The sequence below is a fragment of the Micromonospora sp. SYSU B005 genome, from assembly GCF_055362685.1.
The window spans coordinates 771,057-795,890 of the sequence record NZ_JAXCFU010000001.1 but is presented as its reverse complement, the minus strand read 5'-3'; the positions used below and the strand labels follow the sequence as shown (position 1 = coordinate 795,890).

At 74.3% G+C, this 24,834-nt stretch carries 21 protein-coding genes and 1 riboswitch; of the genes, 14 read left to right on the top strand and 7 right to left on the bottom strand.

Features of this window, described 5'->3' with window-relative positions; all coding sequences use genetic code 11:
* Positions 1–20: 20 nt before the first annotated feature.
* From SM452_RS03815 to SM452_RS03805, 3 genes are all read left to right on the top strand, one after another.
* Positions 21–2,885, top strand: a complete 2,865-nt coding sequence (locus SM452_RS03815; RefSeq protein ID WP_463839296.1) for an alpha/beta fold hydrolase — start codon at positions 21–23, stop codon at positions 2,883–2,885.
* Positions 2,885–3,802: an ABC transporter permease subunit gene (locus SM452_RS03810; protein WP_318335892.1), complete on the top strand. Its 918-nt coding sequence runs from the start codon at positions 2,885–2,887 to the stop codon at positions 3,800–3,802. Before SM452_RS03815 ends, SM452_RS03810 begins: the two co-directional genes overlap by 1 nt.
* A gap of 150 nt (positions 3,803–3,952) precedes the next feature.
* Positions 3,953–4,399, top strand: coding sequence for a DoxX family protein (locus tag SM452_RS03805; RefSeq protein WP_355513624.1), 447 nt, complete (start codon positions 3,953–3,955; stop codon positions 4,397–4,399).
* Between the two features lie 55 nt (positions 4,400–4,454).
* Here the strand turns inward: SM452_RS03805 and SM452_RS03800 are convergent, their stop codons facing one another.
* The gene (locus tag SM452_RS03800; protein ID WP_355513621.1) at positions 4,455–5,132 is read right to left on the bottom strand and encodes a DUF4232 domain-containing protein; all 678 of its coding nucleotides are present in this window, start codon (positions 5,130–5,132) and stop codon (positions 4,455–4,457) included.
* Between the two features lie 170 nt (positions 5,133–5,302).
* Positions 5,303–5,435, top strand: a riboswitch (SAM riboswitch).
* A gap of 12 nt (positions 5,436–5,447) precedes the next feature.
* On the opposite strand from SM452_RS03800, the gene thrC reads away from it, so the two are divergent.
* The 3 genes from thrC (at position 5,448) to paaN (ending at position 9,808) form a co-directional block, all read left to right on the top strand.
* Positions 5,448–6,737 (top strand): threonine synthase, encoded by a 1,290-nt coding sequence (thrC, locus tag SM452_RS03795; RefSeq protein WP_463839295.1) that lies wholly within the window; start codon positions 5,448–5,450, stop codon positions 6,735–6,737.
* A 325-nt stretch (positions 6,738–7,062) separates the two neighbouring features.
* The gene (locus SM452_RS03790) at positions 7,063–8,082 is read left to right on the top strand and encodes a GNAT family N-acetyltransferase (RefSeq protein WP_357210540.1); all 1,020 of its coding nucleotides are present in this window, start codon (positions 7,063–7,065) and stop codon (positions 8,080–8,082) included.
* Positions 8,083–8,134: 52 nt separating this feature from the next.
* Complete coding sequence (gene paaN, locus SM452_RS03785; RefSeq protein ID WP_355513615.1) at positions 8,135–9,808, top strand: phenylacetic acid degradation protein PaaN; 1,674 nt, start codon at positions 8,135–8,137, stop codon at positions 9,806–9,808.
* Positions 9,809–9,867: 59 nt separating this feature from the next.
* On the opposite strand, the gene SM452_RS03780 is transcribed toward paaN, so the two are convergent.
* A complete protein-coding gene (locus SM452_RS03780; RefSeq protein ID WP_355513612.1) occupies positions 9,868–10,383 on the bottom strand; it encodes a GNAT family N-acetyltransferase in 516 nt (171 codons plus the stop codon).
* A gap of 218 nt (positions 10,384–10,601) precedes the next feature.
* On the opposite strand from SM452_RS03780, the gene SM452_RS03775 reads away from it, so the two are divergent.
* The 3 genes from SM452_RS03775 to groL all read left to right on the top strand — a co-directional run bounded on the left by SM452_RS03775 (position 10,602) and on the right by groL (position 14,191).
* On the top strand, positions 10,602–10,805 hold the full coding sequence (locus tag SM452_RS03775; RefSeq protein WP_013288855.1) for a cold-shock protein: 204 nt from the start codon (positions 10,602–10,604) through the stop codon (positions 10,803–10,805).
* A 111-nt stretch (positions 10,806–10,916) separates the two neighbouring features.
* The gene (locus SM452_RS03770; protein ID WP_463839294.1) at positions 10,917–12,293 is read left to right on the top strand and encodes a hypothetical protein; all 1,377 of its coding nucleotides are present in this window, start codon (positions 10,917–10,919) and stop codon (positions 12,291–12,293) included.
* A gap of 275 nt (positions 12,294–12,568) precedes the next feature.
* Positions 12,569–14,191 (top strand): chaperonin GroEL, encoded by a 1,623-nt coding sequence (groL, locus tag SM452_RS03765; protein ID WP_030502773.1) that lies wholly within the window; start codon positions 12,569–12,571, stop codon positions 14,189–14,191.
* A 71-nt stretch (positions 14,192–14,262) separates the two neighbouring features.
* Here the strand turns inward: groL and SM452_RS03760 are convergent, their stop codons facing one another.
* Both SM452_RS03760 and SM452_RS03755 read right to left on the bottom strand, forming a co-directional pair.
* A complete protein-coding gene (locus SM452_RS03760) occupies positions 14,263–14,505 on the bottom strand; it encodes a hypothetical protein (protein ID WP_463839293.1) in 243 nt (80 codons plus the stop codon).
* 70 nt (positions 14,506–14,575) lie between these two features.
* A complete protein-coding gene (locus tag SM452_RS03755; protein ID WP_463839292.1) occupies positions 14,576–15,493 on the bottom strand; it encodes a GNAT family N-acetyltransferase in 918 nt (305 codons plus the stop codon).
* A gap of 70 nt (positions 15,494–15,563) precedes the next feature.
* Between SM452_RS03755 and SM452_RS03750 the strand changes: the two genes are divergently transcribed.
* The gene (locus SM452_RS03750) at positions 15,564–16,082 is read left to right on the top strand and encodes a YfbM family protein (RefSeq protein WP_262013272.1); all 519 of its coding nucleotides are present in this window, start codon (positions 15,564–15,566) and stop codon (positions 16,080–16,082) included.
* Between the two features lie 48 nt (positions 16,083–16,130).
* Here SM452_RS03750 and SM452_RS03745 read toward each other — a convergent pair whose 3' ends face one another.
* A complete protein-coding gene (locus SM452_RS03745) occupies positions 16,131–18,530 on the bottom strand; it encodes a S8 family serine peptidase (protein ID WP_463839291.1) in 2,400 nt (799 codons plus the stop codon).
* Positions 18,531–18,598: 68 nt separating this feature from the next.
* Between SM452_RS03745 and SM452_RS03740 the strand changes: the two genes are divergently transcribed.
* Both SM452_RS03740 and SM452_RS03735 read left to right on the top strand, forming a co-directional pair.
* Complete coding sequence (locus SM452_RS03740; RefSeq protein ID WP_463839386.1) at positions 18,599–20,416, top strand: glycerol-3-phosphate dehydrogenase/oxidase; 1,818 nt, start codon at positions 18,599–18,601, stop codon at positions 20,414–20,416.
* A 66-nt stretch (positions 20,417–20,482) separates the two neighbouring features.
* Positions 20,483–20,986, top strand: coding sequence for a hypothetical protein (locus SM452_RS03735; protein ID WP_262013247.1), 504 nt, complete (start codon positions 20,483–20,485; stop codon positions 20,984–20,986).
* Here SM452_RS03735 and SM452_RS03730 read toward each other — a convergent pair.
* The gene (locus tag SM452_RS03730; protein WP_463839290.1) at positions 20,983–22,383 is read right to left on the bottom strand and encodes an FAD-binding oxidoreductase; all 1,401 of its coding nucleotides are present in this window, start codon (positions 22,381–22,383) and stop codon (positions 20,983–20,985) included. The two genes, SM452_RS03735 and SM452_RS03730, sit on opposite strands and share 4 nt — an antisense overlap.
* 33 nt (positions 22,384–22,416) lie before the next feature.
* Here SM452_RS03730 and SM452_RS03725 point away from each other — a divergent pair, with 33 nt between their 5' ends.
* Positions 22,417–22,749 carry a DUF4031 domain-containing protein gene (locus SM452_RS03725; protein WP_194801852.1) on the top strand — a complete coding sequence of 111 codons (333 nt, stop codon included), beginning with the start codon at positions 22,417–22,419 and terminating at the stop codon, positions 22,747–22,749.
* Here the strand turns inward: SM452_RS03725 and SM452_RS03720 are convergent.
* Entirely contained in the window at positions 22,675–23,310 is a 636-nt protein-coding gene (locus tag SM452_RS03720; RefSeq protein ID WP_463839289.1) for an HD domain-containing protein, read from the bottom strand. The two genes, SM452_RS03725 and SM452_RS03720, sit on opposite strands and share 75 nt — an antisense overlap.
* A 69-nt stretch (positions 23,311–23,379) precedes the next feature.
* On the opposite strand from SM452_RS03720, the gene SM452_RS03715 reads away from it, so the two are divergent.
* Positions 23,380–24,633 (top strand): FUSC family protein, encoded by a 1,254-nt coding sequence (locus SM452_RS03715; protein WP_262013244.1) that lies wholly within the window; start codon positions 23,380–23,382, stop codon positions 24,631–24,633.
* The last annotated feature ends 201 nt before the right edge of the window (positions 24,634–24,834 follow it).

Sequence of the window (24,834 nt, the reverse complement as noted above, 5' to 3'; positions counted from 1 at the left end):
CGGCCCGTACCGTGTGCCGCATGAGATCAACCGCCGCGCGGCTCCGGCGCGCCCTGGCCGGCCATCCGCGCCGCACCGTCGCCGCGGTGGCGGTGGTCGTCCTCGTCGCCGCCGCGCTGGTCTGGGCGGCCCGGCCGCGGGGTGACGACTTCCGGACCGAGGCGGCGCTGGTGACCGTACGCTCCGGGCCCTCCGGTGACGAGCCCGTCGACCTGGACACCACGCTCTACCTGCCGGCCGATGCCTCGTCGTCGAAGCGGGTACCGGCGGTGCTGCTGGCGCACGGCTTCGGCGGCACCAAGGACTCGGTCCGCTCGGACGCCGAGGACCTGGTCGCCCGCGGGTACGCGGTGCTCACCTGGACCGCCCGCGGCTTCGGGCGCAGCGGCGGCCAGATCCACCTGGACAACCCCGACTACGAGGTGCGGGACGCGCAGCGCCTGCTCGACCGGCTCGCCCAGCGGCCGGACATCCGCCTCGACGCGGCCGGCGACCCCCGGGTCGGTGTGGTCGGCGGCTCGTACGGCGGCGGCCTGGCCCTGCTGCTCGCCGCGCAGGACCAGCGGGTCGACGCGATCGTCCCGATGATCACCTGGAACGACCTGTCCCGCGCCTTCCTGCCCGAGAGCAGCGGCCGGCAGCCCACCGACGGCGTGTTCAAGAAGGGCTGGGCGGGCATCTTCTTCGGCGGCGGCGGGAACGCCGGCTCCGGTCCGGCCGGGCTCTCCGGCGCCACCGCCGCCGCGCCGGAGGGCGCACCCGAGTCGGCCGGCCCGCCGAGCCCGCAGCCGGGCGCCGGGCCGGGCACCGGTTCCGGTCGCGCGCCGGCCGGCGCCGCCGACCCGTCCTGCGGGCGCTTCGCGGCCGACGTCTGCGCCGCGTACCTGCGCATCGCCACCACGGGCCGGGCCGACGCGGCGGCGGTCGAGCTGCTGCGCCGGTCGTCGCCGGCCGGCGTGCTGGACCGGATCAAGTCGCCGACGCTGCTGGTGCAGGGCGAGGCGGACACGCTGTTCCCGCTGGCCGAGGCGGACGCCAACGCCCGGGGCATCGCGGCGGCCGGCACGCCCGTACGGGTCGCCTGGTTCACCGGCGGCCACGACGGCGGCTCCGGACCCACCTCCGACTCCGACCGGGTGAAGTTCCTGACCGCGCAGTGGCTCGACCACTACGTCAAGGGTGACGGAGCTGCCCCCGGCGACACGTTCACGTTCTCCCGGATCGCCGGCTTCGACGCGCTCGACCGGGGCCTGGTGGCTACCGGTTTCCGTACCGCCGACTATCCGGGCCTGGCCGGCCAGGACCGCCGCGAGGTGACGCTCGCCGGTCCGCCGCAGCCGGTCGCCGTACCGCCGAACGGCAACCCGGCGGCGATCTCCTCGGTGCCGTTCGCGGGTGCGCTCGGCTCGCTGCTGGACGGCGTCGCCGGTGACATCCCCGGCCAGCACGCCCGCTTCGAGTCGGCGCCGCTGGACGAGCCGGTCGACGTGGTGGGCGCGCCCACCGTGCGGATCAGGGCCGCCTCACCGACCGGCGAGGCGGTGCTGTTCGTGAAGCTCTACGACGTCGACCCGCAGGGCGCCGCCACGCTGCCGTCCGGCCTGGTCGCGCCGGTGCGCCTGACCGGCCTGCCGGCCACCGTCGACGCGGCCACGCCGGTCACCGTGACGCTGCCGGGGATCGTCCGGCGGGTCGAGGCCGGGCACCGGTTGCGGCTCGTGGTGGCGACGTCGGACCAGGCGTACGCCTCGCCGGCCGAACCGGCCGTGCACACGGTGGCGCTCGCCGACGGGCCGCTGACGCTGCCCACCGTCGACTCCACGCCGATCCCCACCACCGCGACGATCTGGCGCTGGGCGCTGGCCGGCCTGCTCGCCGCGATCGTGGCCGGGCTCGTCGTGGTCGTGCTGCTCACCCGCCGCCGGCACCGCCGCCAGGACGACTCCGTGCACCCGGAGTACGCGGGCGTCCCGCTCGCCGTACGCAACCTGCGCAAGGAGTACGCGGACGGCTTCGTCGCGGTCTCCGACGTCGACTTCGAGGTGCACCCCGGTCAGGTGGTCGGCCTGCTCGGACCCAACGGGGCGGGCAAGACCACCACGCTGCGGGTGCTGATGGGGCTGACCCAGCCCACGGCCGGGGAGATCTACGTCTTCGGGCACCGGCTGGTGCCGGGCTCGCCGGTGCTGTCCCGGATCGGCGCGCTGGTCGAGGGGCCGGGCTTCCTGCCGCACCTGTCCGGTCTGGACAACCTCAAGGCGTACTGGCGGGCGACCGGCCGGCCGTGGGAGGACGCGCACTTCGACGAGGCGCTGGAGATCGCCGGCCTGGGCGACTCGGTGCACCGGCGGACGAAGAAGTACAGCCACGGCATGCGGCAGCGGCTGGCCATCGCCCAGGCCATGCTCGGCCTGCCCGAGCTGCTGGTGCTGGACGAGCCGACGGACGGGCTGGACCCGCCGCAGATCGCCGAGATGCGCCGGGTGCTCCAGCGCTACGCCACCGACGGCCGGGCGGTGCTGGTCTCCAGCCACCTGCTCGCCGAGGTGGAGCAGACCTGCACGCACGCGGTGGTGGTGAACAAGGGGCGGATCGTGGCGTCGGGCCCGGTGGAGGAGATCGTCGGCGAGTCGCCGAGCGTGCTGTTCGAGGTGAGCGACCCGGACGCGGCGCGGACGGTGCTCGACCGGCTCGACGGCGTACGGGTGCTGCCCGACACCGAGGGCGGGCTGGTGGTCGACACCAACGGCACCGCCCGCAGCGAGGTGGTGGCCGAACTGGTCCGCGCCGGCATCGGGGTGGACCGGGTGGTGCCCCGGCGCCGCCTGGAGGACGCGTTCCTCGCCCTGGTGGGCGAGAACTCTCGGGGAAGCGGGGACCGGTGATGGCGGGTTCGTCTGTGGCATCGTCGCCTGGCGGCGGCACGTCCGGTACGCCGGCGCCGGGCGCGGGCGGGGCGGCTGCCGGTTACCGGCCCTCGGCCACGCTCCCGTTCGCCGCGGAGTTCCGGCGGCAGGCGTCGCGCCGGCGTACCCAGCTCGCGCTGGGGTTCATGGTGCTGCTGCCGCTGATCATCCTGGTGGCGTTCCAGTTCGACGCCGGGGACGACGACGGCGGCGGGCGGGGCGAGTTCTCCAGCCTGGCCGACCTGGCCACCTCGGGCGGGCTCAACTTCACCCTGTTCTCGATCCTGGTGTCCGCGTCGTTCCTGCTGGTCGTGGTGGTGGCGCTGTTCTGCGGCGACACGGTGGCGAGCGAGGCGAGCTGGGGCAGCCTGCGCTACCTGCTGGCGGTGCCGGTGCCCCGGGCCCGGCTGCTCGCGGTGAAGCTGGTGGTCGCGCTCGCGTACTCGGGGCTGGCCCTGCTGTTGCTGGCCGGCACCGCGCTGCTCGCCGGCACGCTCCGGTACGGCTGGAAGCCGCTGAGCAGCCAGGTCTCGGCCGAGCTGGCGCCTGCCGACGGGTTGCTGCGGCTGCTCGGCGTGCTCGGTTATCTCGCGGTCGTGCTGCTGGTGGTGGCCGGGCTGGCGTTCCTGCTGTCGGTGACGACGGACGCCGCGCTGGGTGCGGTCGGCGGGGCGGTGCTGCTGTGGATCCTGTCCAGCATCCTGGACCAGATCACCGCGCTGGGCGGGCTGCGCAACCTGCTGCCGACCCACTACAGCAGCGCCTGGCTGGGGTTGCTGTCCACGCCGATGCAGACCGACGACGTGGTCAAGGGCGCGTTCTCGGCGGTCGTCTACGCCACGCTGTTCTGGGGTCTGGCCTTCTGGCGCTTCACCCGCAAGGACGTCACGAGCTGAGGTGACCGGACGGGGTCGCGGCGGGGCGGCCGGGCCCATATCATGGGAGCGTTCCCATGAGATTGTCCCGCCTGCAAAGATATCGATTAACATCTATCAATAGTCCCGCCATCCTGGACGGCGTCCGCCACCCGTACCAGGAGGTTTCCCATGATCCCGGCGCAGCTGAAGGCCCCCGTGCTGTCCCTGTTCCGCATCGTCACCGGCCTGCTCTTCCTCTGCCACGGCGCCGCCTCGATATTCGGCGTCTTCGGCGGCAATCCGGCCACCGGCGGCGCTGTCCCGTTCGCCACCTGGCCCGGCTGGTGGGCGGCGCTGATTCAGCTCGTGTGCGGCGCGCTGGTGCTCGTCGGCCTGTTCACCCGGCCGGCCGCGCTGCTCGCCTCCGGTTCGATGGCGTACGCGTACTTCGTGGTGCACCAGCCGGACCACCTGATGCCGATGCAGAACGGCGGCGAGCTGGCCGCGCTCTTCTGCTGGTCGTTCCTGCTGGTCGCGGTGCTCGGCCCGGGCAACTGGGCGATCGACGCGCTGCTGGCCCGCCGCAACGCCGTCCCGGCCGAGCGCGCCGCCGCGCCGGCCTCGGTCCCGGTCTGAGCGTCCGCCGCCGAACCAGATCCCGGTCGGGGCGCTCCCGTGCCGGGTTCTGGTTCTACAGCGGATTGACCGGCGGCGTCGTGGGCGGCGGTGGGGCGGCCGGCGTGGGCGTGTCGCCCGGGCCGGGCTCCCGGCGCTCCCACGCGCTGACGCCCAGCCGGCCGGTGTTGCCGAGGTCGATCGGCCCGTCCAGGGCGACCGGGTACGCCGGCCGGCCGGCCACCGGCGCGACGTCGAGTCCGGTGCCGTTCGTCGCCGGCACCGTCGCGTCGGTGACCAGGTTGCGCCAGATCAGCGCCGCGCCGGCCCGCTCGCCGGGGGCCAGCACGATCCGGGTGGGCGGGTGGTCGAAGCCGGAGGTGATCGGCTTGGCACCCGGGATGATCCGCGCCTCGATCGGGTCGCCGTCGGCGTCCCGGAGCGTGACCGCGGGATAGCCGCGCAACTCGTACGGCTGGTCGCCGCAGTTGAGCAGGTCCAGGCCCATCGCCCGCAGCCCCATCGCGGCGCTCACGCCCAGCTCGGTGATCGCGATGCCCTCGGGGGAGCAGGTGGCGGCGGGTGCCGGCCCGGCCGTGGGGGCGCCCGGTCGTGGCGGCACCGTGGTCAGCGGGTCGACACCGGTGAGGGGCGGGTCGGGCAGCCGCCCGTCGGCGGGCCCCTGCGCCGGGGCGCAGGCGGTCAGCAGCGCCACGCCGGTGAGGGCGCCGATCAGGCGCGCCGGTCTCCGCATCCGGCGATCATGCCACTCCGTCGCGCTCGGCGAGGACCGCATCGAGCAGGCCCGGGCAGCCCGCTGTGGTGGAGCCGGTCGCGGTGGTCGGACGCTGAGCCGGCCCACAGCGTGGGATCCCGAGGTGGCGCGGCCGTGAGCAGCGCATAGACTCGGCGGCACAACTGAATACCTCATCCAGAGGGGCTGAGGGATACGGCCCGACGACGCCCCGGCAACCACCCGCACGCTCGACGACGAGCGACAGCGGGCAGGTGCCAATTCCGTCCCCGCCGCACCCGGCGATGCGGGGAAAGATGAGAGGAACTCCTCGACATGACGTCGACGCTTCCCGTCGCCACCGGTATCGACACCACCCTCAGCCCGGCCCGCGCCCTGGTCTGCCGCGCCTGTTCGGCGCGCTACCCGCTGGCCGCCCAGCACGCCTGTTACGAGTGCTTCGGGCCGCTGGAGGTCGACTACGACAGCGCCGCGCTCGCCACCGTCACCCGGGAGCAGATCGAGGCCGGTCCGGCGAACATCTGGCGGTACGCGGCACTGCTGCCCGCCGGTCAGGACCCGGCCACCCGGGTCACGCTCGACCCGGGGCTGACCCCGCTGGTCGCCGCCCCGAACCTCGCCGCCGAGCTGGGGCTCACCGCGCCGCTCTGGGTCAAGGACGACAGCGCGAACCCCACCCACTCGTTCAAGGACCGGGTCGTCTCGGTGGCGCTCGCCGCCGCCGAGGCGCTCGGCTTCACCCGCTACGCCTGCGCCTCCACCGGCAACCTCGCCAACTCCGTCGCCGCGCACGCGGCCCGGGCCGGTGTGCCGTCGGTCGTCTTCATCCCCGGTGACCTGGAGCAGGGCAAGGTCGTCACCACCGCCGTGTACGGCGGCGACCTGGTCGCCATCGACGGCTCGTACGACGACGTGAACCGGCTCTGCGGCGAACTGGTGGAGACCGACGAGTTCGAGGACACCGCGTTCGTCAACGTGAACGTGCGGCCCTACTACGCCGAGGGCTCCAAGACGCTCGGCTACGAGGTGGCCGAGCAGCTCGGCTGGCGGATCCCGGCCCAGGTGGTCATCCCGATGGCCAGTGGCGAGCTGCTCACCAAGATCGACAAGGCGTTCACCGAGCTGGTCGAGATCGGGCTGGTCGAGGCGCCGGCCGGTGGCTGGAAGGTGTTCGGCGCGCAGTCGGCCGGCTGCAACCCGATCGCCACCGCGCTGCACGGCGACACCGACACGATCACGCCGGTCAAGCCGGTCGGCATCGCCAAGTCGCTGAACATCGGCGACCCGGCCGCCGGGCTGTACGCGCTGGAGGCGGTGCGCCGTACCGGCGGCTGGATGGACTACGCCGACGACGACGAGATCCGCGCCGGCATCCGGCTGCTCGCCCGTACCACAGGGGTGTTCGCCGAGACGGCCGGCGGCGTGACCGTCGCCGTGCTGCGCAAGCTGGTCGAGTCGGGGCGGCTCGACCCGTCCGCCGAGACTGTCGTCTTCAACACCGGCGAGGGCCTGAAGACGCTCGACGCGGTGGCCGCCCAGGTCGGCCCCACCCACCGCATCAAGCCCAGCCTGCGCGCCGCCCGCGACGCAGGCCTCCTCGCCTGACGGTCCCTTCTCCCGCCACCCCGGTCGGGCCGGGATGGCGGGGTGGCCGGGTGGGGGAGGTGGGGCTCGCCCGGGCGGGGGATCGGGTGAGACCGGTGGGTAACCGGTGATGTGCGGTGAGTGCCAGAAAACCACCCTCAAGGACTTGACGGCAGGAACCGGACGGCGCAAGATGCTTCGTGCGGGAGGGCATCCGCCGGAGACTTTTCAAGTTCTTGCGACCCAACGCCGGAGGCGTTGTGCGGACGTCCCTCCCGACCAACGTTCGAAGGGGCCGGCGGAAAACCGCTGGCCCCTTCGCTGTGTCCGGCGCACCCTCGGTGGCATGACGCTCACCGTGACGCCGCTGGATCCCACCGACCGGCAGACGCTCGACGCGGTGTACCGGATCGCCTGCGCCGCCCAGGCCGTCGACGAACCGGACCTTCCGCCGACCTGCCGCCGCCGCTTCGAGGCGCTGCTGTCGCACCCGATGCCCGGCATCGAGGGACGCTGGCTCGTCGCCCGCCTGGACGGGCTGCCGGTCGGCTGGCTCCGGCTGCACCTGCACACGATCGAGAACACCGAGAACGCCACCGTCGAACTGACCGTCGACCCGGCGTACCGGCGGCGTGGCATCGGGCGCACGCTGCACGAGCACGGCGTCCGGCTGCTGCGGGAGCGCGGCGGCAAACGCCTGGTCGGTGCGACGGTCGCCGCGCTGCCCGGCGAGGAGGACCGGGTCTTCCCCGGCGCCGCGTTCGCCGCCGCCCTGGGCGCCGAGCCGGCACTGGCCGACGTCCGCCGCCGGCTCGACGTGGCCGGGCTCGACCGTGACCGGCTCGCCGCGCTGCTGGCCGAGGCCCGCGCCGCGGCCACCGGCTACCGGCTGGTGCGGTGGCGCGAGCACGCGCCCGACGAGTACGTCGCGGACGCCGCCTACCTGGAGGGCCGGCTACTGCTCGACGCGCCCATGGGCGAGCTGGACTGGGAGCCGGAGCGGATGGACGCGGCGCGGGTGCGCGACGCGGAACGGGCGCTGGACGCCCGGGGTGTACGCCGCTACAACACCGGTGCGGTGCACGAGGCGACCGGCCGCCTGGTCGGCTGGACCCAGCTCAGCCTGGACGCGAGCAGCACCGACCACGCCTGGCAGCAGATCACCCTGGTCGACCCCGACCACCGCGGCCACCGGCTCGGCCTGCTCTGCAAGGCGGAGAACCTGGCGTACGCGCTGGCGCACGAACCGGCGTTGCGGGCCGTCGACACCTGGAACGCGGCGGCGAACCGGCACATGATCGCGATCAACGAGAAGCTCGGCTTCCGCCCGGTCGCCGGCTCGATCGACTGGCAGTTGACGATCTGAGTTGTGACACGCCCCTACTGATCTGGTGCCTGACTGTTGCATGATGGCGGGCATGACGGAGACCCCGCACCCCCTGTACGACAGGCACCGCGAGACCCTCGACCGGGCGCTGACCGCCATCGCGGAGCGCGGGTACTGGTCGGCCTACCCCGAGTCGCCCAGCCCCCGGGTGTACGGCGAGACGGCCGCCGCCGACGGCAAGGCCGCCTTCGAGGCGTACCTGGGCGGCGACTTCCCGCTCGACCAGGCCGGTGACGGCACCACAGTGGCGACCGAGATCAGCCCGTTCGGAGTGGCGCTGGACGTGCGCTACCCGCACGCGAGCGCCGACCAGTTGGTGTCCGCCGCGAGCGCGGCGCTGCCCGCCTGGCGCGACGCCGGCCCGCAGGCCCGCGCCGGTGTCTGCCTGGAGATCCTGGACCGGCTGCACCGCAACGTGTTCGAGCTGGCGAACGCGGTGCAGTTCACCAGCGGCCAGGCGTTCGTGATGGCGTTCCAGGCCGGTGGCGCGCACGCGCTGGACCGGGCGCTGGAGGCGATCGCCTACGCGTACGCGGAGATGACCCGTCACCCGGGGACCGCCGGCTGGGAGAAGGCCGCCGGCAAGGGCGACCCGTTGCGGATGACCAAGACCTTCCACGTGGTGCCGCGCGGGGTCGCGCTGGTCATCGGCTGCAACACGTTCCCGACCTGGAACTCGTACCCCGGTCTGTTCGCCTCGCTGGCCACCGGCAACCCGGTGGTGGTGAAGCCGCACCCGCGCGCGGTGCTGCCGCTGGCGATCACCGTCAAGTACGCCCGCCAGGTGCTCGCCGAGGCCGGCTTCGACCCGAACCTGGTGCAGCTCGCTCCGGAGACGGACGGCGAGAAGCTCGCCACCACGCTGGCCCTGCACCCGGCGGTCAAGATCGTCGACTTCACCGGCTCCACCGAGTACGGCGACTGGCTGGAGGCGAACGCCCGGCAGGCCGCCGTCTACACCGAGAAGGCCGGCCTGAACACGGTGGTGATCGACTCCACCGACGACTTCGCCGGGCTCTGCCGCAACCTCGGCTTCACGCTGACCCTGTACAGCGGCCAGATGTGCACCACCTCGCAGAACCTGCTGATCCCGCGCGACGGCATCTCCACCGACCAGGGGCACAAGAGCTTCGACGAGGTGGCCGCCGGGATCGCCGGCGCGGTCGCGAAGCTGACCGCCGACCCGGCCCGGGGCGTCGAGCTGACCGGCGCGATCGTCAACGACGGCGTGCTGGAGCGGCTGGACGAGGTCACCAAGGTCGGCGAGCCGGTGCTGGAGTCGCGCACCGTCGAGCACCCGTCGTTCCCCGGCGCGGTGGTGCGTACGCCGACAGTGGTGAAGCTCGACGCGTCCGACACCGCCACGTACTCGCGGGAGTGGTTCGGGCCGATCTCGTTCGCCATCGCCACCGACTCGACCGAGCACAGCCTGCGCATCCTGCGCGAGACGGTGGGGGAGAAGGGTGCGCTGACCGCGGGCGTCTACTCCACCGACGAGGCGGTGCTGGACGCGGCCGAGGCCGCGGCGGTCGACGCCGGGGTGCACCTGTCCTGCAACCTGACCGGCGGGGTGTTCGTCAACCAGTCGGCCGCGTTCTCCGACTTCCACGGCTCCGGCGCGAACGCGGCGGCCAACTCGGCGCTGACCGACGGCGCGTACGTGGCAAACCGGTTCCGCATCGTCCAGAGCCGCCGGCACGCCTGAGTCACCGCCTTCGGGTGCGTCGGTCGTCGCGGTGACGACCGACGCACCCGGCGGCGTTCTCAGGCCGGGCGGCGCATCTGGAGCTCGTGCAGGCCGGTGATCCGGGGGTGCGGCACCCGGACCCCGGTGTCCACGAAGCCCAGCTTCTGATAGGCCCGGTAGGCGCGGTCGTTGCCGACCACCACCTCCATCATCAGCTCGGGCCGTCCGCAGGCGCGGGACCAGGCCGCCACCTCGTCGACGAGCGCCGCCAGCAGGCCGGTGCCCCGCCGCGCCGGCGTCACGTAGACCGCGTAGACGAGCGTCAGGCCCGGCTCGTCCGGTGCGGCGATGCCGCCGGCGTGGCCCACCAGACGGCCGCCCGGGTCGGCCACGAACTGCGCGTTGTGGTCGCCCCGGGAGACGGCCGCGACCCGGGCCGCGTACTCCGTGTGCGGCAGGGCGGCGGCCTCGGCCACGGTCTCCAGGAACGCCAGCGGAGAGTCGGCCAGCATCTCCAACCGGAGCGCCCGCATCCGGGCGGCGTCGGTCGGCCGGACCCGGTGGACGGTGGTCGTGGTGCGCACGCTGGTCATGCCGCATGCATACCGGACGGCCCGGCGCGCGTGTGCGACCGGGCTGTTCCACGCCCGGAATATGCCCGATTTGTGGTCGTGCGCCGTCGTCACGCCTCGTGTAGCGTGCGATTTCGGTCACCGAATTCAGCGTTACCGATCGCTGGGCCGGTGCGCCGCCGGTGCCGGTCCGCCGGTCTCCGGGTCTTGGAACGCCGCGCAGAGTGAGGAAGTGCACCGTGGCACAGGGCACCGTGAAGTGGTTCAACGCCGAAAAGGGCTACGGCTTCATCGCCGTCGACGGCGGGCAGGACGTCTTCGTCCACTTCTCCGCGATCGAGATGGACGGCTACAAGGCGCTCGACGACGGCCAGCGCGTCGAGTTCGAGATCGCGCAGGGGCAGAAGGGTCCGCAGGCCGAGCGGGTCCGCGTCATCGCCTGATCTGCGGCGGGCGGTGCGCTCCGTGACCGGGCCCCGGACCGGGGGCTGCGTCGCGGCCGGCCACCATGGAAGATCATGAGCCGTTCCAGCCGTAGTCGCTGAGGAGGGCCCATGTCCGATCTGCCCCCGTCGGGTTCCACCGAGCCGGTGCCGCCGGCGTCGTCCGGCCCTCCGGCCGACCCGACCGCGCCCCCACCGCCGGCCGCCGCGCCGGCGCCGTCGGGGACGCCCGCCTCCGGCCCGCCCGGCGCCGACCCGTGGGCCGGCCAGACCGGCCACGCCCCGATCATCCCGGAGTACGGCAGCCCGCAGCCCGGCGCCCCGAACCCGGCCGGCCAACCCGCCTGGGGCGCCCCGCCCGGCTGGACCGCGCCGGGCGACGCCTCATCCGGCTGGGCCGCCCCGGGCGACGTCCCACCCGGCCACACCCCACCGGGCTGGACCGCCCCGGGCACTCCGCCGCAGGGCTGGAACGCCCCGGGCACTCCGCCGCACGGCTGGAACGCGCCGCCCGGCACGCCGCCCACGGGCTGGGGCCCTCCCGCGTACCCGGGCCATCCGATGCCCGGCGCGGCGTACCCGGTGCCCGGGGCCGCGTACCCGATGCAGGCCGGTCCCGGCGCCTACGCCGGCTGGTTCCCCGGCCTCGACCCGCAGGATCCGCTCGTCAACCCGCCGCACGCGGGCATCGGTCCCTGGTTCGCCCGCTGCACCGGCGCGTTGCGGCGCGGCTGGCGGCAGCTGCTGCCGATCGTGCTGCTCACCCAGGTGCTCCCGGCTTCGGTGATCAGTGTCCTCACGCTCGTCTTCAGCCCCGAGGGCGAGCTGGCGACCGCGCCGGACGGCGCGCCGGTGCTGCCGGCCGGCTTCTGGGGGCAGATGTTCGCCTTCTACGGCGTGCTCCTGTCCGCCGGGCTGGTCTTCGGCCTGCTCCAGGCGATGGGCTGGGCCGCCGGCACCTGGGTGGTCACCCGCCAGGCGGCCGGCGAGCCGGTCGAACTCGGCGCCGCCTTCCGGTACGGGCTGCGCCGCGCCCTCGGCCTGTGGGGCTGGACGCTCCTGGTCTCGCTTCTGGTCGTGCTCGGCAGTTGCTTCTGCCTGCTGCCCGGCCTCTACGCCGCGTTCGCGCTGGCCCTGTTCGGCCCGGTCTACCTGTTCGAGCGGCGGGAGCCGATCGGGCGCGCGTGGCGGATGTTCCACAGCCGGTTCGGCATGGTGCTGGGCCGGGTCACGCTGGTGATCGCGGTGCTCTTCGCGGCGACGGTGCTCGACGCCGTGGTGGGCGGGATCAGCGGGGCGGCGTTCGGCGTCACGCCGATGAACGCCGTCGGCACCGCGATCGGCGCCGTGGTGCTCGCCGTGTTCGGTGCCCTGCTCGCCGCCCCGGCCTACCTGGCGCAGCAGGTCGGGCTGGTCGTCACGTACGCCGAACAGCGGGCTCACGAAGGCCCGGTGAACGCGGCCCGGCTGGCGGCGGAACTCGGCTGAGCGGGGCTGTCGTGCTTGCACTCGGCTAGGGAGAGTGCTAAACAAGTCATTGGCACTCGCGTACGGTGAGTGCCAGAAGGTCGGGGCGGTAGGGCCACGGTCGCACCGGTGTCCGAAGGGGTGCCGGAGCGGTACGAGGCCGGTCGTCGCGGGCTGTCCGGCCCGACCGAGGAGACGTCGTCGTCGCCAGGTGGCGACGTCCCCAAGGTGCGTACACCAGACGGCCCATCCGGGCATCCCGGGTGGCCCGTGAGTGTCCAGGAGGACAACGCCGTATGGCCAAGATGATCGCGTTCGACGAAGAGGCGCGCCGCGGCCTCGAGCGGGGCATGAACCAGCTCGCCGACGCCGTGAAGGTGACCCTCGGCCCCAAGGGCCGCAACGTCGTGCTCGAGAAGAAGTGGGGTGCCCCCACCATCACCAACGATGGTGTGAGCATCGCCAAGGAGATCGAGCTCGAGGACCCGTACGAGAAGATCGGCGCCGAGCTGGTCAAGGAGGTCGCGAAGAAGACCGACGACGTCGCCGGTGACGGCACGACGACGGCGACCGTCCTGGCCCAGGCCCTGGTCCGTGAGGGTCTGCGCAACGTGGCCGCCGGCGCCAACCCGATGGCCCTGAAGCGGGGCATCGAGGCGGCCGTGGCCAGCGTCTCGGAGGAGCTGCTCAAGCTCGCCAAGGACGTGGAGACCAAGGAGCAGATCGCCTCCACCGCCTCCATCTCCGCCGCCGACCCCAGCGTCGGCGAGATCATCGCCGAGGCGATGGACAAGGTGGGCAAGGAAGGTGTCATCACCGTCGAGGAGAGCAACACCTTCGGCCTGGAGCTCGAGCTCACCGAGGGCATGCGCTTCGACAAGGGCTACATCTCCGCCTACTTCATGACCGACCCGGAGCGTATGGAGGCCGTCTTCGACGACCCGTACATCCTGATCGTCAACAGCAAGATCTCGTCGGTGAAGGACCTGCTCCCGATCCTGGAGAAGGTCATGCAGTCGGGCAAGCCGCTGCTGATCATCGCCGAGGACCTGGAGGGCGAGGCCCTGGCCACCCTGGTGGTCAACAAGGTCCGTGGCACCTTCAAGTCGGTCGCCGTCAAGGCGCCGGGCTTCGGTGACCGCCGCAAGGCCATGCTGACCGACATCGCCATCCTCACCGGTGGTCAGGTCATCAGCGAGGAGGTCGGCCTCAAGCTGGACGCGACCGGCCTCGAGATGCTGGGCCGCGCCCGCAAGGTCGTGGTGACCAAGGACGAGACCACCATCGTCGACGGTGCCGGTGACGCCGAGCAGATCCAGGGCCGGGTGAACCAGATCCGGGCCGAGATCGACAAGAGCGACTCCGACTACGACCGGGAGAAGCTGCAGGAGCGTCTGGCCAAGCTGGCCGGCGGTGTTGCGGTGATCAAGGTCGGCGCGGCCACCGAGGTCGAGCTGAAGGAGCGCAAGCACCGCATCGAGGACGCCGTCCGCAACGCGAAGGCCGCCGTCGAGGAGGGCATCGTCCCGGGTGGTGGTGTCGCGCTGGTGCAGGCCGGCAAGACTGCCTTCGACAAGCTGGACCTGGCCGGCGACGAGGCGACCGGCGCGCAGATCGTCAAGGTCGCGCTGGACGCCCCGCTGCGGCAGATCGCCGTCAACGCCGGCATGGAGGGTGGCGTCGTCGTCGAGCGGGTTCGCAACCTCGACCCGGGTCACGGCCTCAACGCCGCGACCGGCGAGTACGTGGACCTGCTGGCCGCGGGCATCATCGACCCGGCCAAGGTGACGCGTTCCGCGCTGCAGAACGCCGCTTCGATCGCCGCGCTGTTCCTCACCACCGAGGCCGTCGTCGCGGACAAGCCGGAGAAGACCCCGGCCGCCCCGGCGGGCCCGGGTGGCGGGGAGATGGACTTCTGAGTCCAGCTCCATCCAGTACGCCGAAGGGGGCGGGCCGCGTCAGCGGTCCGCCCCCTTTCCGCGTTTCCGGTTCAGGTGGGCAGCGGGCGCTGGTTGCGCCGCTTGTGCGCCCTGTCGTACGGCGGCGGCAGTCGCCTCGGCTCGTCCACCGGCTGCCGTGACTCCTCCACCGGTGGCCCGTCGCCGCCGGTCAGCTCGGCGAGCTGTTCGGCGTCGCCGACGTCGAGCCGGTCGAACGGAAGCTGGCCGGGAAGCTCGTCGGACGGGCGCCGGCCCGCCGCCGGATCCTCGGCCCGTTTGTCATTCGTGGTCATGCACCGCCTCCTCTGCTCCGACCGTAGAGCCCGGTCGATGGCGAAGGAGGCCGAATGGCGCTATTGACGTCTATGCCCCTTTGACGGCTTTCCGATAGAGGAAGAACACCCGCTCGATCCGGGCGCCCGCCGCGTTCGAGTAGAACGGCACCGGCCCCACCCAGCCGATCTGCGCCGCGGTGATCCCGGCGGCCGCCTGGTCACGCAGGCAGCGGCGCAGCAGCACGCCGCCGATCCCGGAGCCCTCCGCCGCCGGTGCGGTGCCCATCGGCCCGAACCAGCTCGGCCGCGCCGACCCGTAGGCGGCGAACCCGAGGATCTCGCCGTCCCGCTCGGCCAGGTGCACACCCGCGTCCGGCCGCCCCACCGAACCGGCCAGCTCACCGTCCCAGGTGCCGCCGAACGTGGACCTGGCGAACGCGGCGAGCGCCGGCAGGTCGTCGGAACCGGCCCGGCGTACCGTCACGCCCCGCCCGGCCAGCCGCTGCTCGGCGGCCTCGGTGGGACGCAGCGCCGCCGACCCGTCGGACAGCTCGGCGGTCATGTTCCAGGCGGTACGGTCCTGCCGGTAGCCGAGCCGCTGCGCGGCGCAGACCGCCGGGGTGTAGCGCACGTCGATACCCGGCCAGGCGTAGTGCGGCGGGTTGCCGGCGAGCAGCACCTCGGCCGCGCCGAGCCGGCTCTCCGCCTCGGTCAGCAGCGCCCCGCCCACGCCCTGGCGGCGCTCTGTGGGCGCGACCGCGACCAGGTCGACGTAGCCGAGGCGCGGATCGGCCGCCGACAGCGACCCGATCAGTACGCCGACCAGCGCGCCGTCGCGTACCGCGCCGAGCACCACGACCGGCCGGTGCGCCGCCGCCCGCCGGGTCAGAGTGTCCACGATGCCCGGCGCCTCGGCCGCGTCCTCGGACAGGTCGAGCGCGCGCCGGCACAGGTCGACAACCGCAGGCGACGGCTCGGGCGGCAGATCGGTGATCTCCACGTTCATGGCTGCCGACGGTAGCGCCCTCCACCGGACGACGGGTGTCGGACCCGGTCTCTAGGCTGCGCCCGTGAGCATGAACGGGAATTGGACCCGGGTGACGCCCGACGAGTTGGCGCGGGCCAGAGCGGACCACGCCTGGGCCTACGAGTTCGCGCAGGCGGCGGCCGATGCCGAAGACGTGCGGCACGCCGGCACGGGCAAGGCCTGGCAGGCACTGCAGTTCCTGCTGGAGCGGCGCGGCGTCACGGTGCCGCTGGTCACCGGCGGCGAGCTGCTCGTCGCGCTGCCCGACGCCCCGCCGGAGGGCATGGACTGGGCGGAGTTCCTCGAGCCGTACGACTGGGGCTACGGCCCGCCGGCCTACCTGACGCCGGAGCAGGTGGCCGAGGCGGCGACCGCGCTGGCCGGGATCACCGAGGAGGACCTGCTGCGGGGCGTCGACCCGGCCGAGCTGACCGCTGCGGACATCTATCCGCTGATCTGGGACCGCGACGGTGAGCTGGACTGGGTGGCCCACCACCTGCCGTACGCCCGGGACTACTTCGCCGCGGCGGCGAAGGCGGGCGACGCGGTCATCTGCTGGCTCGACTGACCGGCGGGGCGTCGCGGTGGCCGGTGGTACGGCGGTGACGACGGGCGTTCACCCGGCCCGGGCCGCGCGCACCGCCGCGTACGCGTCCACGAGCCCGGCGCCGGAGACGTCCTGCGGTCCGCCGCAGGTGCCGGCGGGCGACGCGGCCGGCTGGGCGGTGTCGCGCAGGATGGCCCGGGTCCGTTCCAGGTCCCCGAGCAGCGCGGGATTCGCCGACCACATCAGCGCCACCACGCCCGCTACCTGTGGCGTGGCCATCGAGGTGCCGTCCAGGGCGGCGTAACCACCGCCGGGCATCGCCGAGACCACAGCCGCACCGGGGGCGACCAGGTCCGGCTTGGCCTGGCCGTCCGGCGCCGGGCCCCGGCTGGAGAACTCGGTGACGCGGCGCTGCCGGTCCACCGCCCCGACGGTCAGCACGTCCGGGTACGGCGCGGGCGGGTCCGCGATCGAGCCGCACGACGGGCCGGTGTTCCCGGCCGCGGCCACCACCAGGATGCCCGCCGCGGTCAGCGCGGCGGTCGCCGGTCGCAGCGCCCCCGGGTCGCACCCCTCCACCGGCGGGCAGCCCCACGAGTTGGTGAGCACGTCCGGGGCGCGGGAGGGACGGCCGTCGGTCAGCGGGTTCCCGCCCGGCGGGAACGGGGCCAGCATGAACTGGAGGCAGTCGAGGTAGCGGGCCGGGCTGCCCATGTTGCGGTCCAGGTTGACGCAGCCGACCCAGCTCGCGCCGGGCGCGACGCCGATCCCGTCCCGGCCCACCGCGCTGCCCAGCGTGTGGGTGCCGTGGCCGCCCCGGTCAGCCGGGGCGCGGCGGCCCTCCCACGGGTCGTACCAGGAGTCGTCGCCGCCCCGGAAGCCGGACGCGAGCGCCGGGTGGCGGCCGTCCACCCCGGAGTCGGAGCTGCCGACCACCACGCCGGAACCGGTGACGCCCAGCTCGGACCAGACCCGGTCCGCGCCGATCAGCGAGATGTTCCAGGCCGGTCCGGCCGGTGCCGGCGCGTCGCCACGCGCCTGCGGGGCGAGCGCCGGCAGCGGGCGCACCCGCTGGCTCACCAGCACCCGGGCCACCTCGGGACGGCTGGACAACCAGGCCCGTACCGCCGGACCGCCGTCCGTCTCGATGGCGTTCACCAGGTAGTACGGCGTCGGGTTCAGCCGCATCCGGGTGAGCGTGCGGCGCAGGTCGCCCTGCGTGCGGTCGGCTGTCGCCACCAGCCGCCGGTAGACCTCCGTCGCCCGGGCGTCGCGCCCGGCCCGGCCCGGCGTCCCGGCCGGCAGGCCGGTCAGGTCGGCCTGCTCGCGCAGCACCACGAGCAGCCGCTCGCCGTACAGTCCGGGCTGGCCGGGGCCCACGTACACCACGGCGACGGCGGCGAGCAGCGCGGCGGCGGCCAGCGCGGCCGGACCGCGCCGGGGCGCGCGGGCGCGGGACCGGGCGAGCAGCACGCCGTACCCGACTGCGAGCAGGACCGCGACGGCGAACGCCACGCCGGTGCCCACCGCGACCCAGAACGGCATGTCGCGGGTGGCGGAGAGCAGGAGGCTGATCTCCTCCGGGTCGGTGAACGCCAGCGGCCCCAGCAGGGCGAGACCGACCAGCCGGCGCACCGGCGCAGGCCCGGCCGGACGGCCCGCGTGGCGGGCCGCCGCCTCCAGCGCGGCCAGCACGAACCCGAGCGGCGGCAGCAGGAGCAGCGCCGGCAGCTGCACGCCCGTCTGCCCGGCGCCGGCCGCGAGCGGCGTCAGCGCGACACCCGCGACCAGGCCGCCGACGAGCACCAGCCGGAGCGGGCCGGGCCCGAACGCGGCCCAGAAGCCGGCGCCGAGCAGCGCCCCGGCGAGCGCGCCCAACGCGGCGGCGGCCAGGGCGGCCAGCAACGTCTCCAGCGCTCCGCCGAGCGCGCCCACCCAGGCCCACGGCAGGAGTACGGCCAGCCCGGCCGCGATCGCCAGCAGCGACACCGAGCCGAACCGGCCCTCCGGGGCCGCGTCCACGACCACCGGTGGCCGGACCCGGCCGAGACGGACGGCGACGAGCGCGAGCACCGCGGCGGTCACCGCGAGCGCGGCCAGGTACGCCTCGTGGTGCACCGGTGGCACCGTCCGCAGCAGCGTGGTCACGCCGAGCCCCACCACGGCGGCGGTCCAGGCCCGGCCGGTCGCCCGCAGCGCGGGGGAGCGGGGCGCGAGGGCCAGCGCCAGCGCCGGGGCGCCCGCCAGCAGCACCGTGGCCACCGCCACCACCGGCCAGGCCGCCACCGGCCGGTCCGCGCCGATGACCAGCGCCACCTGGTCGACCAGCCAGCCGGTGACCTGGCCCGGCACGGTGACCAGCACGATCCACACCCCGGTCGCCACCGCCGCGACGACCGGCCACGGACCGGTCTCGCGCGGTGGCGGCGGCGGTACGGGGGCGAGCGGCGGACCGGTCAGCATGGTCATCACGGTACGGCCGGGCCGTGTCGCCGCGCGCCCGGGACGGTTACCGTTGACTGGTGCGTGACCCGAGTGTGTCCCGATCCACGGCCGGCCGGCTGTCCCCCGAGCGCCGCGCCGACGACCTGCGCCGGCTCCGGGCCGAGCGGTTCGACGTGCTGGTCATCGGCGGTGGCGTGACCGGAGCGGGCGCCGCGCTCGACGCCGCGTCCCGAGGGCTGAAGGTGGCCCTGGTGGAGGCGCGCGACTACGCCGCCGGCACGTCCAGCCGGTCCAGCAAGCTGATCCACGGCGGCCTGCGCTACCTGGAGCAGCTGGAGTTCCACCTGGTCCACGAGGCGCTGACCGAGCGCGGCCTGCTCGCCACCCGGCTCGCGCCGCACCTGGTCCGGCCGGTGCCGATCCTGGTGCCGCTGCCCGCCGAGGGCGGCGCGCGTGACCTGCCCCGGCGGTTCTTCCGCCGCTCCTACTACGGTCTCGGCGTGGCCGCGTACGACGCGTTCGCCGGGGTCTTCGGCGGCGGGCGCGGCATGCCGCTGCACCGGCACCTCACGCGCGAGGGCACCCGCCGGATCTTCCCCAGCCTCCGGCCGGACAAGCTGGCCGGCGCGATCCGCTACTACGACGGCCAGGTCGACGACGCCCGCCTGGTGGTGACGCTGGCGCGCACCGCGGCGAGCCTCGGCGCGACTGTGGTGACGAGCGCCCGCGCGGTCGGCCTGACCCGGCAGGCCCGGGAGGTCACCGGCGTGCGGGTCCGCGACCTGGAGGCGCCCGCCGGTTCGCCGGACGCCGAGTTCGAGGTACGCGCCCGCACCGTGATCGCCGCCACCGGCGTGTGGAGCGACGACATGTCGCGGATGCTCAACGACGTCGGGCTGCGCCCGAAGCTGCGGGTCCGGGCCTCCAAGGGGGTGCACCTCGTGGTGCCCCGCTCGGCGATCGTCGGCGAGACCGGCCTGATCCTGCGTACCGCGACGAGCGTGCTGTTCGTGATCCCCTGGGGCGGGCACTGGATCATCGGCACCACCGATACGGACTGGCAACTCGACAGGTCCCACCCGGCCGCGACCGCGAGCGACATCGACTACCTGCTGTCGCAGGTCAACACCGTGCTGGACCGGCCGCTGACCACCGCCGACATCGAGGGCGTCTACGCCGGGCTGCGCCCGCTGCTGGCCGGCGAGGCGGACTCCACCTCCAAGCTGTCCCGCGAGCACGCCGTGGTGGAGCCGATGCTCGGCCTGCTGCTGGTCGCGGGCGGGAAATACACCACCTACCGGGTGATGGCCTCGGACGTGGTCGACCGCGCCATGCACCGGCTCGGCCGGACCCGCTCCTCGCGTACCGCCGACCTGCCGCTGCTCGGCGCCGACGGGTACGCCGCCATGTGGCGGGACCGGGCCGACCTGGCCCGCCGGCACGGGGTGGCGGTCGGCGTGGTCGAGCACCTGCTGGAGCGCTACGGCAGCCTCACCCTGGACCTGCTCGCCATGGTCGACGCCGATCCGCTGCTCGGCTCGCCGCTGGCGGGCGCGCCGGAATACCTCGCCGCCGAGGTGACGTACGCCGCCCGCGCCGAGGGCGCGCTGCACCTGGAGGACGTGCTCACCCGGCGTACCCGGATCTCCATCGAGACCAGCCACCGCGGCCTGGAGTCGGCGGAGCACGCCGCCGAGCTGATGGGTGCGGTGCTCGGCTGGGACGCGGCGACCCGGGACCGGGAGGTCGCCCACTACCGGGCGCGGGTGCTGGCCGAGCGGGAGTCGCAGCTCATGCCGGACGACATCGCGGCCGACGCGGCCCGCCTCGGCGCGCCCGATGTGCGCGGATTCGCGGCAGACCGAGGGATCGACGGCCCGGGCGTTGAACTTCCGGCCTCCCCCAGGTAGGGGATCCCCGACCCGGGCCGCTCGGCCGCTGGTGCGCGCTACCTACGGAAGTGTAGGTTTCCCCGCGTGGTCCGCCCATCCTGGTTGCGCGTCCCCGCCCTGTCCGCTGTTGTGCTGCTGGCAACCGCTCTGACCGGCTGCTCCTTCGGCCGGGCCGAGGGCGCCACCACACCCGGGGCGGCCGGCACGGCGAGCCCGGCACCGGACGGCAGACGCGTCTCCCTGGTACAGCGGCTCGGCGACGGCCCGGTCCGCAACCTCGACGTGGACCCGTCCGGCCGCTGGCAGTGCCGCGACTGCGCCGGCGACGGCGTGGACGCCACCGGCACGCTGAGCCCGGACCAGACGCGGCGGCTCCAGCGGATGCTCGCCGACCCGGCGATCGCGACGGAGACCGACCAGGCCCGCAACTACAAGCAGGGCTGCATCGGCGTGCTGACCTCGACGCTGCTCGTGCCGCCGGACCTGACCGTCACCATCCAGGACTGCCCGGGTGAGCCGAAGCCGAAGGTGGCCTACGACGTGCTGCTGCTCGTCACCCAGGCCACGCCCGCGGAGGACAAGGGCTAGAAAACCTTGCCGGGGTTGAGCAGCCCGGCCGGGTCCAGCGCCGCCTTGATCGCCTGGTGCACGCGTACGCCCACCGGGCCGATCTCGCGGGCCAGCCAGTCCCGCTTGAGCAGCCCGACGCCGTGCTCCCCGGTGCAGGTGCCGCCCAGGTCGAGCCCCAGCCGCATGATCTCGTCGAAGGCCTGCCGTCCCCGGGCCAGGCTCGCCGGATCGGCCCGGTCTACCACGATGTTCGGGTGCATGTTGCCGTCGCCGGCGTGGCCGACCACCCCGATCGGCACCCGGCACGCCTCGGCGATCCGGGCCACCCCGTCGAGCAGCTCCGCCAGCCGGCCGCGCGGCACCGCCACGTCGTCGATGACCAGGCCGCCGTTGCCGCCCGGGAACGTCTCGGCGGCGAACCGCTCCATCGCCGGGTGGGCCAGCCGCCGCGCCTGGAGCAGGGCCGCCGCCTCGGTCGCGTCGGTGGCCGCGTAGACCTCGTCGGCGCCCGCCGCCGTGCACACCTCGGCGAGCCGGGCCAGGTCGTCGGCGGCCCGTGTGCCGGTGTCCACCGCCGCGAGCAGCAGCGCCTCGGCATCGGTGCGCAGACCCATCGGCCGGTACGCCTCGATCGCCAGCAGATGCGTCCGGTCCAGCAGTTCCAGCAGGCTCGGCGTGAGCCCGCGCTCGGCGATCCCGGCGACCGCGCCACCTGCAGTCGCCACGGTGGGGAAGACCGCGACCAGGGTCAGTGACTCCTCCGGGGCCGGACGCAACGCCACGGTCACCTCGGTGATCACGCCGAGCGTGCCCTCCGAGCCCACGAACAGGCGGGTCAGGTCGTACCCGGCGACCCCCTTGGCGGTACGCCGCCCGGTGCGCAGCACCTCGCCGGAGGCGAGCACCACCTCCAGGCCCAGCACGTACTCGCTGGTCACGCCGTACTTCACGCAGCACATGCCACCGGCGTTCGTGGCCACGTTGCCGCCGATCGTGGACGACTCCCACGAGCCGGGGTCCGGCGGATACCAGAGGCCGTGCTCCCGTACCGCGCGGGCCAGCGCCGCGTTCACCACCCCCGGCTGCACCACAGCGATCCGGCCGACCGGGTCGATCTCCCGGACCGCGTCCATCGCCACCGTGCTCACCACCACCGCGCCGTCGACCGCGTTCGCCGCGCCGGCCAGCCCGGTCCGCGCGCCCTGCGGCACCACGGGTACGCCGTGCCGTCCGGCCGCGCGGACCACCGCCACCACCTCGTCGGTGTCGCGGGGGCGTGCCACCGCCAGCGGGGTGCCCGAGTCGCACAGGTCGGCCTCGTCGCGCTCATGCCCGGCCAGCAGGTCCGGGTCGGTCAGCACGGCGGCGTCACCGAGCGCGGCCCGCAGGTCGTCGAGGAGGGGATGGGCGGCCATGACGGGAAGGCTACCGGCGTACCGTCTGTTGCCGTGCTCTACCTGGACCCGCCCGCCGTGCCCTGGCGCGGCCGGCTCTGGTCGCACCTGATCAGCGACGTCTCCTACGCCGAGCTGCACGCGTTCGCCGAGATGCTCGGCGCGCCCCGGCGCGGCTTCGACCGCGACCACTACGACGTGCCCGCCGAGCGGTTCCGGACAGCGGTCTGGCTGGGCGCCACCGTCGTGCCCTCGCGGGAGATCGTCCGCCTGCTGCGGGACGCCGGTCTGCGCCGCCCGAAGCACCGCGTCTCAGGTGAGCGCGGCCAGCTCCCGGGACAGGTTGGCCCGGGCCCGGTCCTCCCAGCGGGCGTGCGGCTCGGGTAGGCGGTACAGCGCCGGCAGGTCGAGCAGGTGCCGCAGCACCGCGGCCCGGCCGGTGCGGAAGTCCGGATCGGGCACGTGCGCGTACTCGGCGCGGATCGCCGCGGCGTACCTGTCGTAGCGCTCCGCCGGGGCGGCGAGCACCGCCAGGTCCGCGTCGCACAGCAGCGCGCCGTCCGGGTCGTCCGGCCCGACCGCGTGGCCGGCGGTGAGCAGCACCAGGCGGCGTACCCCGGTCACCGTCGTGGCCGGGAGCCCGGCGGCGGCCAGCAGTTCCCCGGCCAGGTCGGCGCTGGCCCGCTCGTTGGCGTCGCCCGCCGCGCGCGGGTCGTAGACCGCGTCGTGGCACCACGCCGCCAGCCGGACCAGGTCCGGGTCGCGGGCCAGACCGGCGTACGCGTCGACCACGTCGAGCACCGCCCGCAGGTGCGCCTCGTCGTGGTAGCGCCGGTGCGGCTCCCGCCAGCCCGCCAGCAGCCGGGCACCGGCCCGGTCGACAGCCGCCGGATCGGTCGCGCCCGCCGCCCGTGCCGTGTCCCGCCAGCGTGCCGTCAGGTCGTCCATCGGGTGCAGTCTGCCCCACTCCGGCCCGGTCGGAGGGATTCAGCCGGAGCGGTACGGGTAGTACCGGCCATGGCCCGGGACGGACGACTGCAGTTCCTGCGTCGTGGCAAGCTGCGCGAAGGGCTGGCGGACCGGGACGGGCAGCGGATCGCCTCCGCGATGGAGGAACTGCGGCACCGGGGCAAGGCGACGCTGCACGACCGGCTGCACCGGGTCCGTACCGCGTTCGGCCTCGCCGTGCAGGCCGGCCTCGCGGCCGGTCTGGCCTATCTGATCTCGCACCGGCTGCTGAAGAACCCGCAGCCGGTCTTCGCCCCGATCTCCGCGGTGGGCACGCTCGCCGCCTCGGTGGGGCAGCGGTTCCGGCGTACGGTCGAGCTGATCGTCGGCGTGGCCGTCGGCGTGCTCGTCGGCGACGCGCTCATCTACTTCGTCGGCACCGGCGCCTGGCAGCTCGCGCTCGTGGTGACCTCGGCGATCCTGCTGAGCATCTTCGCCGGGGCGAGTGTCGCCATCGTGATCCAGGCCGCGGCCACCGCGGTGCTGATCGTGACGCTCAGCCCGTCCACCGAGAACCTGGAGTTCCCCCGGTTCATCGACGCGTTGCTCGGCGGCGGCATCGCGCTGCTGGTCACCGCCATCCTGCTGCCGCTCAACCCGCTACGGGTGATCAACCGGGCCGCCCGGCCCGCGCTGGACCTGCTCGCCGGCCAGCTCGACGCCTGCGCCGACGCGGTGCGCAACCGGGACCGGGACGCGGCCCAGCGGGCGCTGTTCCGGCTGCGCGAGAACAAGGAGGAACTGGCCGCGCTCTCCGAGGCGATCGAGGGCGCCAAGGAGACCAGCACGCTCTCCCCGGCCCGCTGGCACCGGCGCAGCGAGCTGACCCACTACGCGGAGGCGGCCGACCCGATCGACCGGGCGATGCGCAACAGCGGCACGCTGATCCGCCGCGCGGTCACCATGATCGAGGACGACGAGCCGGTCCCCGAGCCGATGCCGGACGCGATCGGTCACCTGGCCGAGTCGGTGCGCCTGCTCCGCCAGGAGTTCGCCGCCGGGCAGGAGCCGCAGGAGGCCCGCGAACGGTCGCTGCGCGCGGTGAGCGAGGCCGGCCGGGCGTACGCCGAGGGGGTCGGCTTCTCCGGCAGCGTGGTGATCGCGCAGGTGCGTACCACGGCGAGCGATCTGATGGTGGCCTCCGGGATCGAGCAGGAGGAGGCGAACCGGCTGGTCCGGCAGGCGTTCGGCGAGAACCGCCAGGGCGAACCCGCAGCCCAGAACCCCGCCGCCCACCCACCCACAGCCCCACCCGTCGGCTGACCCCGCCCCGCCCCCCGCCCTCGCCGCCGCCCCCGCCCCGCCCCCCGCCCCCGCGCTCCCGCCCGGCCGCCCTTACCGCGTCGATCAAGGAGTTAGTGGACTCCGAGGAGATCAACTAGTGCACAAACTCCTTGATCACCGCACGTGGTCCGGGCGGGGGTGAGGCTGCGCGGGGGCGGGCTCGCCCGGCTACCCGTCCGG